The sequence below is a fragment of the Bacillus sp. TH50 genome (assembly GCF_016650565.1).
GTDB lineage: Bacteria > Bacillota > Bacilli > Bacillales > Bacillaceae_G > Bacillus_A > Bacillus_A mycoides.
The window spans coordinates 1,950,162-1,963,104 of sequence record NZ_JAEKFM010000003.1 but is presented as its reverse complement, the minus strand read 5'-3'; the positions used below and the strand labels follow the sequence as shown (position 1 = coordinate 1,963,104).

General features: G+C 35.7%; 13 protein-coding genes and 1 other annotated feature. All 13 genes read left to right on the top strand.

Features of this window, described 5'->3' with window-relative positions; all coding sequences use genetic code 11:
• Positions 1-108: 108 nt before the first annotated feature.
• The 13 genes from JFU23_RS10175 (at position 109) to JFU23_RS10115 (ending at position 12,868) form a co-directional block, all read left to right on the top strand.
• Complete coding sequence (locus tag JFU23_RS10175; RefSeq protein WP_002034147.1) at positions 109-855, top strand: M23 family metallopeptidase; 747 nt, start codon at positions 109-111, stop codon at positions 853-855.
• Positions 848-1,708, top strand: a complete 861-nt coding sequence (locus tag JFU23_RS10170) for a M50 family metallopeptidase (RefSeq protein WP_002088816.1) — start codon at positions 848-850, stop codon at positions 1,706-1,708. Before JFU23_RS10175 ends, JFU23_RS10170 begins: the two co-directional genes overlap by 8 nt.
• Before the next feature lie 42 nt (positions 1,709-1,750).
• Complete coding sequence (locus tag JFU23_RS10165) at positions 1,751-3,160, top strand: Rne/Rng family ribonuclease (RefSeq protein WP_201031829.1); 1,410 nt, start codon at positions 1,751-1,753, stop codon at positions 3,158-3,160.
• Between the two features lie 77 nt (positions 3,161-3,237).
• Positions 3,238-3,316, top strand: a sequence feature (ribosomal protein L21 leader region).
• Positions 3,317-3,330: 14 nt separating this feature from the next.
• Entirely contained in the window at positions 3,331-3,639 is a 309-nt protein-coding gene (rplU, locus tag JFU23_RS10160) for a 50S ribosomal protein L21 (RefSeq protein ID WP_000270907.1), read from the top strand.
• Positions 3,640-3,650: 11 nt separating this feature from the next.
• The gene (locus tag JFU23_RS10155; RefSeq protein WP_002138477.1) at positions 3,651-3,995 is read left to right on the top strand and encodes a ribosomal-processing cysteine protease Prp; all 345 of its coding nucleotides are present in this window, start codon (positions 3,651-3,653) and stop codon (positions 3,993-3,995) included.
• Positions 3,996-3,998: 3 nt separating this feature from the next.
• A complete protein-coding gene (gene rpmA / locus JFU23_RS10150) occupies positions 3,999-4,289 on the top strand; it encodes a 50S ribosomal protein L27 (protein ID WP_000944957.1) in 291 nt (96 codons plus the stop codon).
• A 63-nt stretch (positions 4,290-4,352) separates the two neighbouring features.
• Positions 4,353-4,901, top strand: coding sequence for a sporulation initiation phosphotransferase B (locus tag JFU23_RS10145; protein WP_044442397.1), 549 nt, complete (start codon positions 4,353-4,355; stop codon positions 4,899-4,901).
• A complete protein-coding gene (gene obgE, locus JFU23_RS10140) occupies positions 4,901-6,184 on the top strand; it encodes a GTPase ObgE (RefSeq protein WP_002015378.1) in 1,284 nt (427 codons plus the stop codon). The genes JFU23_RS10145 and obgE overlap by 1 nt, the downstream gene beginning before the upstream one ends.
• A 174-nt stretch (positions 6,185-6,358) precedes the next feature.
• Complete coding sequence (locus JFU23_RS10135) at positions 6,359-7,066, top strand: response regulator transcription factor (protein WP_201031828.1); 708 nt, start codon at positions 6,359-6,361, stop codon at positions 7,064-7,066.
• Entirely contained in the window at positions 7,056-8,138 is a 1,083-nt protein-coding gene (locus tag JFU23_RS10130; RefSeq protein WP_201031827.1) for a HAMP domain-containing histidine kinase, read from the top strand. Before JFU23_RS10135 ends, JFU23_RS10130 begins: the two co-directional genes overlap by 11 nt.
• Positions 8,139-8,231: 93 nt before the next feature.
• Entirely contained in the window at positions 8,232-9,008 is a 777-nt protein-coding gene (locus JFU23_RS10125; protein WP_002015381.1) for an ABC transporter ATP-binding protein, read from the top strand.
• Positions 8,983-10,905 (top strand): ABC transporter permease, encoded by a 1,923-nt coding sequence (locus JFU23_RS10120; RefSeq protein WP_201031826.1) that lies wholly within the window; start codon positions 8,983-8,985, stop codon positions 10,903-10,905. Before JFU23_RS10125 ends, JFU23_RS10120 begins: the two co-directional genes overlap by 26 nt.
• Positions 10,906-10,954: 49 nt before the next feature.
• The gene (locus tag JFU23_RS10115; RefSeq protein WP_201031825.1) at positions 10,955-12,868 is read left to right on the top strand and encodes an ABC transporter permease; all 1,914 of its coding nucleotides are present in this window, start codon (positions 10,955-10,957) and stop codon (positions 12,866-12,868) included.
• The last annotated feature ends 75 nt before the right edge of the window (positions 12,869-12,943 follow it).

Here is a 12,943-nt window from a genome sequence, read left to right as displayed (position 1 = left end):
CTTTCTTTTTTCTTCGCATGAATATCTTCCTTCTATAACTCATACATATGTACAAACTGTATATAACTGTTTCTATTTGAATAAGGCTAACGAAAGAAAGGAGACAGTATGAAGAATAGACGTGTGGAAGAAATTAAAAAGCGGATTGCGAAAAGGAAAGCAGAGCAAGAATTGCTAGAAGAAGAGCAGTATTTTGCGGGAGGAGATTTTGATAGCGAAACGGTCTTTATTGAAGAGGGGGAGAAGGAAATTCATCCTCTATTTCGAAAAGAAGTTTTTCTCTTCAAAGTTTTGCTATCAGCAATATTAGTTCTTTCGGTTGCTATTTTATTTAAGAACGCACCTTCTTCTTTTGATGGTACTAGAGCTGTTACAGAAAAAGTTATGCAAGAAGAATTTCAATTTGCTACTATATCAAAATGGTATGAAAATCAGTTTGGAAAACCTCTCGTGTTCTTTTCTCCAAATGAGAAAAAAGAAGAGGCTATTCAGCAAAAGGATTATGCGATTCCTGCCTCTGGAAAGGTGATGCAAGGATTTCAAAAAAACGGCCAGGGTGTATTTGTTCAAACGGCTACAAATGCAACGGTGGAGTCAGTAAATGAAGGTATAGTTGTTTTTGCGGGCAAGAAAGAGGAACTTGGAAATACAGTTCAAATTCAGCACGCTGATGGTACGGAGTCATGGTATGCAAATTTAAATGATATGTCAGTAAAATTATATGATTACGTTTCAAAGAAACAAAAAATTGGAATAGTGAGTAATGATGAAAATAATAAAAATGGCAAATTTTATTTTGCAATAAAAAAGAATGAAAAATTTATTGATCCAATTCAGGTGATTTCATTTGATTAAATATAGGGATGTTTTCACGAAAATTTCTGTGCATCCGTTGTTTTGGGTTATTATTGTCATTGGTATTTTTACAGCACGTTTTAAAGAGTTACTATTACTATTTTGTATCGTTTTAGTTCATGAACTTGGGCATGCTTTTGCCGCAGCGTATTATAATTGGCGTATTAAACAAATTCAGCTTTTGCCGTTTGGTGGTGTAGTTGAGATGGAAGAACATGGGAACAAATCGTTAAAAGAAGAATTAATTGTCGTTATGGCGGGGCCAATTCAGCATATATGGATGATTGCAGTCGCTTACATTTTGTATAAAGCGGGCTGGGTAACTGACGATTTGTACCATTTCTTTGTATGGAATAATGTCATTATTTTAGGGTTTAATTTATTGCCTATTTGGCCACTGGATGGTGGAAAAGTATTATTTAATGTATTATCATATCGTTTTCCCTATTTACAAGCACATGAAAAGATGATGAAATTGTCATGTGTTTTTTTTAGTGTAATATTAGGATGGCAGTTACTTTGGAATAGTAATAACATTATGATGTGGGTATTACTCGTTTTTCTAGCGATTTCTTTATATCAAGAATGGAAACAAAGACGGTACGCATTTATGCGTTTTTTATTAGAGCGTTATTATGGGAATAAAAGAGATATTGAAAAAATAGCACCTATTGAGGTGAAAACGGAAGATCATTTATATACGATTTTCACAAAATTTCGCAGAGGATATAAACACTCTATTATCGTCCATGGAAAATATAAAGAGCATTACACATTGGACGAAAATGAATTGTTGTATGCGTATTTTGCTGAAAAACGAACAACCTCATCTGTTGAAGAATTAATTGGTTAGTGTTGACGACGACACTAACCTTTTATATTGTAAGGAAAAGAAATGAAAAGTGAGGAAAGAATTTTGAAGACGTTATATATTAACTACACTGGTTCGGAAAAGCGTGTTGCGATAGAAGAGAAACAAAAAATTGTAGAGCTTTTATGGAAACGGAATGAAGAGCAGGAGATTGTCGGACATATTTATGTTGGGCGTATCGTAAGAACAATTGCTGGAATGAACGCAGCCTTTGTAAATATCGGATTAGAAAAACATGCATATCTTTCATTTGATGATGTACCATCTTCATATCGCATACATGAAGGGCAGGCGATACTTGTACAAGTTGTGAAAGAGGCAATTGATACGAAGGGGCCAAAATTAACGGCGAAGATAGAATTTACCGGAAAATATGTCGTTTACATGCCCTATGATGAAATGCGCGCTGTTTCTCGGAAAATAAAAAATAATAAAAGAAGACAACAGTTACTGGGAATTGAAGTAGAAGGAACAGGTGGATACATTTTCCGTTCTGCTTCTGAAAAAGGAACGATCGATGAAATACAAGCTGAAATGCAAGGGTTGCAGCAGTTATATGAAGAGTTAAAAAGAAAAGAAGATCAAGGGAAGGCGCCCTTACTACTTCATCAACCAGCGACGTTTTTAGATCGTGTATTTCAGGAGAACCCAATTGAAACAATTGAAAAAATAGTTGTAGATACGAGAAGTATAGTAAAAGAATTAGAAGAAAAAGTAGGGAAAGAAAGAGTAACCTTTTATAATGAAAAATCTTCGATGTTTAACCATTTTGGAATAGATCGTGAAATCGAGAAAGCACTTCAAAAAATTGTGTGGCTACCAAATGGTGCCTATCTAATTGTAGAACAAATGGAGACGATGACTGTAATTGATGTGAATACAGGTAAATTTACTGGAAAACAAAATTTACAAGATACCGTATTTCGCACAAATGAAATGGCTGCTGAAGAGATTGCTCGTCAATTAAGACTTCGTGATATTGGCGGGATGATATTAATTGATTTTATTAATATGAAAAGACGGGAAGATAAAGAGAAGGTAAGAGAGCGTTTAATGATAGCTTTACAAGATGATCGCACATATACAAGAGTGCTTGGGTTTACAGAGTTAGGTATTTTAGAGATGACGCGTAAGCGCAAGAAACATTCGTTACGTGACGTATTATTAGAAGAGTGTGCGCCTTGTAAAGCGACAGGTTACGTTATATCTAATGAAACAATTGCGTATGAGCTAGAGAGAGAGCTTATTACTTATGGTAATATAGAGGATGAAGCTGTATTGATTGGTGCTTCAAAAAAAGTACAAAAACATTTTTCACAAAAAGAATTACAAAAAAATATTCCATTTGAAATTTATTTCAAAGATGATATTATCGAAAAGTACGCTATTATCCGTTTTGGAAGTAAGAAAGAAATTGTAGAACGGAAAAAATAGTTAGCAGAACATTCATTGACAATAGTCAATGAGTCATGGTAATATTTTTATGTTATAGTTTATAGCACCTAAACTGCTATATGCTACAACCGCACAAGACAGGTTCCCTAAAGACATTTTATGTCTACCTCGTTTTTGGCGAGTCTTAGTAATTAAGAGGAGGTGCAAGTATGTACGCAATTATCGAAACAGGTGGAAAACAAATTAAAGTTGAAGCTGGTCAAGCAATCTACATTGAAAAATTAGATGTTGAAGCTGGTGAAACTGTTACTTTTGACAAAGTTCTTTTCGTTGGTGGCGAAAACGTGAAAGTTGGTAGCCCAGTTGTAGAGGGTGCAACAGTTACTGCGAAAGTTGAAAAACAAGGTCGCGCTAAGAAAATCATCGTTTTCAAATACAAAGCGAAAAAGAACAATCGTAAGAAACAAGGTCATCGTCAACCTTACACTAAGCTAGTAGTTGAAGCTATTAACGCTTAATTCTGGTTAAGATGATTAAGATTACGATAAGTCGCACGAAACTAGGAAGTATCCGATCATTTAAAATGACTGGACATGCCAATTATGCGCCACATGGACAAGATCTTGTCTGTGCTGGAACTACAGCGGTTGTGTTTGGTTCTATAAATGCAGTGGAAGAACTTTGTAATGTGCAGGCAACTATTGAACTCGGAAGTGATGGCGGATTCTTGACGTATGAATTGCCTAATGATTTAGACGTTCATACAGCAGAAAAAGCACAAATACTTCTAGAAGGATTGGTTGTTTCACTTAAGACGATTGAACTTGATTACGGAAAGTATATCCGTTTAATAGAAAAAGTGCAGGAGGTGTAACGTATGTTAAGATTAGATCTTCAGTTTTTCGCATCTAAGAAAGGTGTAGGTAGTACAAAGAACGGTCGTGACTCTCAGTCAAAACGTCTTGGTGCTAAACGCGCAGATGGTCAAACGGTTTCAGGTGGTTCAATTCTTTACCGTCAACGCGGTACAAAAATTTATCCAGGTGTTAACGTTGGTCGTGGTGGCGATGACACTTTATACGCGAAAGTTGACGGCGTAGTACGCTTTGAGCGTCTTGGTCGTGACCGCAAACAAGTGAGCGTATATCCTGTTGCTCAAGAAGCATAAGAACTCACGGAAAACTCTAACCTGAGTGCAGGTTAGAGTTTTTCTATATTAAGGGGTATCTAAATGAATGAAAAATGGACAATTATAGATGCGTTGAGCCACTCGAGACATGATTGGCTCAATCGTTTGCAGATGGTTAAAGGAAATCTTTCCCTTGGAAAAGTGGAAGAGATTCATAGGCTCATCGATCGTTTTGTCCAAGAAGCGAGACAAGAATCCAATCTGATGGGGCTATCAATGCCTTTATTTTCAGAGTGGATTTTAACATATAATTGGAAACAGCAACCGTGCTTATTGGAGTACGAAGTATTAGGGAAATTACATAACTTATCTCATCTAGATGAGACTGTATGTACATGGACGAATCAGTTTTTCTTAATGCTTCAGCATAGTTTAGACGTATATGTTGAAAATTATGTTTGTATCACAATTGAATGTGACGCGGAGAATGCTCGTTTCTTTTTTGATTTTCGTGGAAAGCTAACGAATGTAGAAGAACTACAAACGTGGCTTGCGAACGAAAACAATAAATGGTATTCCATTTCTTATACAGTACGAGACGAAGAAGTCTCAGTTATATTACAACTAATCGAAAAAAGTGTGGTGAAATAATGTTTGTAGATCAGGTCAAGATATATGTAAAAGGCGGCGACGGTGGTAACGGAATGGTTGCGTATCGTCGTGAGAAGTATGTACCTAAAGGTGGCCCAGCAGGTGGCGACGGTGGTAAAGGTGCAGATGTTGTTTTTGTTGTTGAGGAAGGCTTACGTACATTAATGGACTTCCGCTACCAACGTCATTTCAAAGCTGATCGCGGTCAGCACGGAATGAGTAAAGGTCAGCACGGTCGTAAATCTGAAGATTTAATCGTAAAGGTTCCACCAGGAACAATAGTGAAAGATGAAAAAACAGGTGAAATTCTTGCCGATTTAGTAACGCATGAACAAACAGCTGTAATCGCAAGAGGTGGCCGTGGTGGCCGTGGTAATTCACGTTTCGCAACAGCGACGAACCCAGCGCCAGAAATCGCTGAGAACGGGGAACCAGGTCAAGAACGTGATGTCACGCTAGAACTTAAAGTGCTAGCAGATGTTGGACTTGTTGGATTCCCAAGTGTAGGTAAATCTACATTATTATCTGTTGTATCATCAGCGCGTCCGAAAATTGCAGAATATCACTTTACAACAATCGTTCCGAATCTTGGTGTTGTTGAAACTGGTGATAACCGCAGCTTCGTTATGGCTGACCTTCCTGGACTAATTGAAGGCGCACACTCCGGCGTTGGACTTGGACACCAATTCTTACGTCATATCGAACGTACACGTGTAATTGTACACGTTATCGATATGTCTGGTTTAGAAGGACGTGAGCCATATGAAGATTATGTCACAATCAATAATGAACTAAAAGAATACAATATGCGTTTAACTGAGCGTCCACAAGTTGTTGTTGCAAACAAAATGGATATGCCAGATGCAGAAGAAAACTTACAAGCATTTAAAGAGAAATTGGGAGACGAAGTGAAAATTTTCCCAATCTCAGCTGTAACGAAACAAGGTGTTCGTGACTTACTATTTGAAGTAGCGAACTTATTAGAAACAACACCAGAATTCCCAATGTACGATGATGTAGAAGAATCTGAAGCAAGTGTAATGTACAAATTTGAATCTGAATCTAATTTTGAAATTACACGCGAAAGTGATGGCACATTTGTTATTTCTGGTTATGACATTGAGAAAACATTCAAGATGACAGACTTCTCACGTGATGAATCTGTACGCCGATTTGCTCGTCAAATGCGTGGAATGGGTATTGATGAAGCCCTTCGTGCACGTGGTGCAACAGACGGAGATATTGTGAAAATTCTTGAATATCAATTTGAATTTATCGATTAAGACTGCCGAAATATGGCGGTCTTTTTTTTTTTCGTTATTTGAGTCCAGTAAAAACCCAATTCATATAGGCGAACTATAAGTCGATATAGGAAAAAATCCCCATTGATTAAAGTTTCAATTTATAATAGAAAAAGGAGTGATTTTAGAAGAATATTTTATGGGGAGAAAAGGAATATGTATAAAATATTAATTGTAGAAGATGATGAAAAAATTGCAGAGATATTAGAGGAGCATTTAGAAAGGTATGGATATCAATCTTTCAGAGTGAGCGATTTACGGCATATAAAAGATGAGTTTGTAAAAGTAAGTCCTCATCTTGTGTTACTTGATATTAATTTACCATACTTTGATGGCTTCTACTGGTGCCGCCAAATCCGCACTGTATCGAATGCGCCGATTATTTTTGTTTCTGCAAGAACAGGGGAAATGGATCAAGTAATGGCGATTGAAAATGGCGGAGATGATTACATTACGAAGCCATTCCATTTAGATATCGTAATGGCAAAGGTGAAAAGTGCACTCCGCCGCGGGTATGGTGAGTATGCTTTGGCCGCGGAAAGGGACTGCTTAGGTGTTAATGGATTGTTATTATTCCCATCACAGCACACAGTAGAGTGGAAAGGTCAACAAACGGAACTTACAAAAAATGAGTTTTATTTATTAGAATGTTTAATGAAACAATCAAATCAATACGTGACACGTGAAGAGCTGTTAGAGGCTTTATGGGATGAAGTAGCTTTTGTTGATGATAATACATTAACCGTGAATGTAAAGCGTGTAAGGAAGAAACTTGAGGAGTTAGGCATTAAAAATGCAATTGTCACAAAGCGTGGGTACGGTTATGCTCTTCTTACTGAGTGGGGCGAAGGGCATGAAGGTTAAAAATTACCTCATAGACCGCTTTTCGTTAATTATTACTTATATTGTAAGCCTTTGTTTATTTGGACTCGTATTGCAGCTGCAAAGTCTCTTGGAAAAGAGATCAATTGATTGGGGTACGTGGTTATATGGGCTTTTATTAGGGACAGTTGTATTTAGTGTATACCTTATTTACGATTACCGAAAACGAAGTGTGTTTTTAAAGAGAATAGAACAGTATATTGCCGGTGGACATACATTACATGACTCTTTACTTATTGATACTTCTTATACAACAGAGCAAGAACTGGTCGTTGAAGCGTTTACGCTATTAAGGCAGCAATATATGAATGAAGTTCATAAGCAGCATGCAAAAGAGCAACAGCAAATGATTTTTATGAACCAGTGGATCCATCAAATGAAAACACCAGTATCCGTTATTGAATTATTGTTACAGAAATATGGTAAGGAGCACCGTGAAGCAAGGGGAACGATTGAAAGTATTCGTGAAGAAAATAATCGTATTTTAAATGGGTTAGATTTAGCGTTACATATGGCAAGGTTAGATCAATTTTCGAAAGACTATAAAGTAGAAGTAGTAAATGTTATAGAGGTCATTCGAGATATTATTAATGAAAATCGGAAGTCGTTCATTCAATCTTCTGTATTTCCGAAAATGATGTTTGAAGAAGAGACTTGTATGATTGCGTCTGATAGAAAGTGGCTTAGTATCGCGATGAGCCAAATTGTTGTGAATGCAATTAAGTATACAAAAATTTCAGAAGCAGAGAAAAAAGAAATTCAATTTCAAATTGAAGAGAAAGATCAAAAGGTGTTATTACATATTAAGGACAATGGAATTGGTATTCCTGAGCAAGATGTAAAGCGTATATTTGATCCGTTCTTTACGGGAATAAACGGCCGTAAAACAAGGGAAGCGACAGGTATGGGTTTATATATTACGAAGGAAATCTGCGGTAATTTACATCATGGAGTGTATGTACAATCAACTGAAGGGGAAGGAACAACAGTTACGTTCCAATTTGCAAAAGATGAAGAATATCATACATTAATGAGAAAAATGACAAAACTGTAAGATAACAAAACGTTTTGTAAGGGAAATCACTCGTTTCTTTTTCTTATTTTTCTTATAGTAAATGTAAGAAGAAAACACGTAGGGGGATTAGAAATGAGTGTTCTTGAAGTAAAAGGGTTAACGAAGGTGTACCAATCAAAAGGTTCAGTAGCGACGACTGCTTTAAATGATATAAATTTTAAAATTGAAGAAGGCGAGTTTGTAGGGATTATGGGGCCTTCAGGAAGCGGAAAAACAACGCTTTTAAATTTATTAGCAACAATTGATAAGCAAACTTCAGGTCATGTGCTTGTAAATGGTGAAGAAATTAATCAAATGCGTGCTGCAAAATTGGCGGAATTTCGCCGTACACATCTAGGATTCATTTTCCAAGATTTCAACTTACTTGATACATTATCGATTAAAGAAAATATTATTTTGCCGCTTGTAATGGCGAAGAAATCTGTAAAAGAAATTGATGCGAAAGTACTTGAAATTGCGAGGTTTTTAAACATCGAAGAAATTTTAAATAAAAAAGTATACGAAGTATCAGGTGGACAACAACAACGTGCAGCAGCTGCAAGGGCGATTATTCATGAACCAACATTAATTTTAGCGGATGAGCCAACAGGAAACTTAGATTCTAAGTCAGCGAAATCATTAATGGGAGCACTTCAAGATTTGCATGAGCAAAAGAAAGTAACGATTGCAATGGTAACGCATGATCCAGTAGCGGCGAGTTATTGCGAACGTATTCTTTTCATTCGCGACGGAGAAATTTTCTCAGAAATACATAAGGGAAGAACGAAACAAGCCTTTTTCCAAGAAATTCTGGATGTACTTGCGATGCTAGGAGGAGAATATCATGAACTTTCGCCAGCTCGCGCTTAATAACGTAAAAGGAAATTGGCGTAATTATAAAGCGTTTCTTATTAGTAGCTGTTTATCGATTGTCGTATTTTTCATGTATGCTTCCTTCATTTATCATCCAGATGTCGTAAGCGGTAATATTAGTATGAGGGATATGATCTCAAAAGGGCTAGAATCGATGAATTATATTGTAGTCATCTTCTCAGCACTCTTTATTTTATATGCGAATTCAACATTTTTACGAGCAAGAAAAAAAGAGTTTGGTCTATTAACATTAATAGGCGGAACAAAATCTCAACTTGGCCGAATGATTATATTAGAACAGCTTATGTTAGGTAGTATTGCAATTGTAGTAGGTATTGGGCTTGGCATGCTTTGTTCAAAATTATTTTTCCAAGCATTAAGCGTAATATTGAAAATAGATAAAACACTTCCACTCGTATGGAATAGTAAAGCAATTCTTATTACAGCTGGTGTATACTTTATTCTATTTTTAATCCTATCATTGTTTAGTGTTTGGACAGTAGGGCGCTTGCAAATTATTGATTTATTAAGAGAAGCAAGAAAACAAAAAGTAGAACCTTTTGCATTTACATGGTTAGGTGTAGTTGGTATAGGATGTATTATTGTTGCATATGTACTTAGCTTCCAAGTGACATTTATGAATTTTATCATACTGTTTTTACCGATTGTAGGGCTGACGATAGGCGGAACGTATTTACTGTTTACACAAGGTAGTACAGTCGTATTAAAAGCACTGCAAAAAAGAAAAAAATCTTTTTATACGTATCCAAATATGTTCGTACTTAGCAATCTTATTTATAAAATGAAAGATAATGCTCGTTTTCTATTTGTAATTTCTATTATTACGGCAGTTGTATCTTCAGCGGTTGGTACGCTTTATGTATATTTTGAAAATATGAGTGCGAAAACGATAGAGCTTACACCGCATGCTATTTCATATGAGGAAAAGGGACTAAACACGCATAGCCTGATTAATGAAGAAAAAGAACAAGAGATTGTAAAAAAACATGGGTTTGAAGATGCACGAAAAGTAACTTACGTAAAACTACCTGCAACACAGAAAATAATGTTGTTTAACAGTGAACGTGAAGTACCAATGACGATTATTTCAGAAAAAGAATATAACGCGGAAGTGCGTAAACAAAAGAAAGAGCAAATTACAGAGGTTCATAATGCACCAGGTAGTGCGACGATGGTTATGGTTGATGCAGCAAATGAACTTATGAAGATAGATCGTACGAAACCGTATGAATTTACAATCAACGGACAAATGCAGTCTGCTCAATTAAATGAGCCAACGTCATATTCTGTTTTTAATGATAGCGAATATCTCATTGTGAATGATCAAGATTTTGAGAAATACGAAAAGCTCGTACCAGATGAAGAAAAGACGAAATATTATGGTTATTATATTGAAGACTGGAAAAGTACGGAAGACCTTGTGCTAGATTTGAAAAAGGAAATTGCACCAGAAAAGCAAGGGGAATTGAGAAACGCAGTGTTCGCTTATAAAGATATAAGAGAAGGTGGAGCGATTACAATGTTCATCGGATTCTTCGTAGCAGTACTGTTCTTCTTCTTTGCGTGTAGCATGACATACTTTAAATGGTTTAATGATAAAGAACAAGATCGTATTCAATTTAAGTCATTAAAAAGAATTGGTATGACAGATAAAGAAATTCGTAAAATTGCAATTCGTCAGATGGGTGTTATCTTCTTTATCCCAATTTTAATCGGTACAATTCATAGTGGGTTTGCTCTTCATACGTTAGGGAAAATGCTTTATATCGATTTATGGAAATCAGGTGCGATTGTAATAGGGGCTTATATTTTAGCTTCTGCCATTTACTTTATGATCGCGCAAAGAGGATATTTAAAACACGTGAAAAGCTAGGGAAACCTCTAGCTTTTTGCCTATGTAGTAAGGTACAGGAGGACGATAGATGAACATTCGGCAACTGGCGCTACAAAATATAAAGGGAAATTGGCGTAATTATAAAGTGTTTTTCTTAAGTAGTTGTTTTGCCATATTTGCTTCTTATGCATACATGTCTGTCATTGTACATCCGTATATGCAAGAGACGATGTGGTATCAAAATGTACGCTGGGGACTTATCATATGTAACGTTATAATTATTTCTTTTTTCGTCATATTTATTTTGTACTCTACTTCTATTTTCATAGAAGCACGTAAGAAAGAATTAGGGTTATATATGTTAATGGGAGCGACGAAGTCTAACGTAATAGGAGTGATTATGACCGAGCAAATATTGATCGGAATTTTCGCTAATATTTTCGGTATTGGGCTTGGCATGATTTTTTTGAAACTCTTTTTTATGGTATTTAGTATGTTACTTCATCTTCCGAAAGAACTCCCTGTCATATTTGACATGAGAGCGATTGGTGTAACGTTTGTTATATATATGCTCGTCTTTGTTCTGTTATCTTTTATAAGTGCTTTACGTATATGGAATATAAAAATCATACGGTTATTAAAAGAATTTCGAACAGATAAACGAGAGAGGAAAACATCAAAGTGGCTTTGTTTATTCGGCTTTGCTTGTTTAGGAACGGGATATGCGCTAGCGCTACAAGTGACGGTGCCAACGATAGCATTATACTTTTTCCCTGTGTCTATACTTATCTTTTTTGGAACGTATTTTTCTTTTACACATGGTGTTAGCCAATTGTTAGAAGTGATAAAACGAAATAAAAAGATTATGTATACATATCCGTATTTATTTATAGTGAATCAATTGTCACATCGAATGAAGGAAAATAGTCGCTTTTTCTTTCTGTTGTCTATGGCAACAACGTTTGTCGTTACGGCGACAGGTACGGTGTTCTTATATTTTTCTAGCATGCAAGATATGTGGCGTGGCGGAGGAGTACACTCATTTTCATACATAGAAAAAGGTACTTCTGCTCATGAAGTTTTCGAGAAAGACAAGGTTGAAAACTTATTACATCAATATGGATATGATAATTTTCAATATATGAGTTTTGTTGGAGTGTATGCATCCTTTCAGTCCAATAAGGGAGAAACAGAGGTAGCACCGCTTATAAAGGAAAGTGAATACAATCAAGAGGCAAGAAAACAAAAACAGAAAATGTATTATCCTAAAAAAGGAACAGTTACACTTGTCTATTATAATAAACGCAATTATCCAAATGTATATAATCAAAAAGAGATTCAATTGCAAGTAATGAATCAAGCGTATCCATTCGCATTTAACGGTCAGAAAGAAGGGGTGCAATTTAACTATCACCCTTCATACATTAATGGTCTGTTTTTTGTCATGAATGATGAAGATTTTAACAGTATAGCAAATATAATTCCGGATTCTGAAAAAATGATATATAGAGGGTATACATTACCAAATATCGAAAATACGAAGGAATTAAACGAAGCTTTACGGAAACATATGAAACAAAATGCAAATGATGCATTTCGAAGTAATATGGAGTTATATGTGAATATGAAAGAAGGCGGTGATATTACTCTATTTGTAGGCTCATTCATTAGTATATTATTCTTCCTTACTTCATGTAGCATCGTATATTTTAAATGGTTTCATAATATTGCATCGGATCGTAAGCAGTACGGGGCACTCTCTAAACTTGGGATGACGAAGGAAGAAGTTTGGAAGATTTCCCGTTGGCAATTGTGTATGCTATTTTTTGCGCCAATTATAGTAGGAAGTATGCATAGTGCAGTTGCGTTATATACGTTTCATAATACTCTCTTTATGGACGGTTCATTAAGAAAAGTAGGTTTGTTTATTCTGTTTTATATCGCTGCATGTATCATTTATTTCTTCTTCGCTCAAAGAGAATACAAGAAACATTTAGACTAGCGAATGCTAGTCTTTTTTAAATATTCGAAATTTACATAGAAGAATATAAAAAAGTATGGTATAACAGTAAGAAAA

Excerpts from the sequence above, each read along its gene's own strand:
- JFU23_RS10175 (WP_002034147.1), top strand. The coding sequence starts at position 109 with ATGAAGAATAGACGTGTGGAAGAAATTAAAAAGCGGATTGCGAAAAGG.
- JFU23_RS10165 (WP_201031829.1), top strand. The coding sequence starts at position 1,751 with ATGAAAAGTGAGGAAAGAATTTTGAAGACGTTATATATTAACTACACT.
- rplU (WP_000270907.1), top strand. The coding sequence starts at position 3,331 with ATGTACGCAATTATCGAAACAGGTGGAAAACAAATTAAAGTTGAAGCT.
- JFU23_RS10155 (WP_002138477.1), top strand. The coding sequence starts at position 3,651 with ATGATTAAGATTACGATAAGTCGCACGAAACTAGGAAGTATCCGATCA.
- rpmA (WP_000944957.1), top strand. The coding sequence starts at position 3,999 with ATGTTAAGATTAGATCTTCAGTTTTTCGCATCTAAGAAAGGTGTAGGT.
- JFU23_RS10145 (WP_044442397.1), top strand. The coding sequence starts at position 4,353 with ATGAATGAAAAATGGACAATTATAGATGCGTTGAGCCACTCGAGACAT.
- obgE (WP_002015378.1), top strand. The coding sequence starts at position 4,901 with ATGTTTGTAGATCAGGTCAAGATATATGTAAAAGGCGGCGACGGTGGT.
- JFU23_RS10135 (WP_201031828.1), top strand. The coding sequence starts at position 6,359 with ATGTATAAAATATTAATTGTAGAAGATGATGAAAAAATTGCAGAGATA.
- JFU23_RS10130 (WP_201031827.1), top strand. The coding sequence starts at position 7,056 with ATGAAGGTTAAAAATTACCTCATAGACCGCTTTTCGTTAATTATTACT.
- JFU23_RS10125 (WP_002015381.1), top strand. The coding sequence starts at position 8,232 with ATGAGTGTTCTTGAAGTAAAAGGGTTAACGAAGGTGTACCAATCAAAA.
- JFU23_RS10120 (WP_201031826.1), top strand. The coding sequence starts at position 8,983 with ATGAACTTTCGCCAGCTCGCGCTTAATAACGTAAAAGGAAATTGGCGT.
- JFU23_RS10115 (WP_201031825.1), top strand. The coding sequence starts at position 10,955 with ATGAACATTCGGCAACTGGCGCTACAAAATATAAAGGGAAATTGGCGT.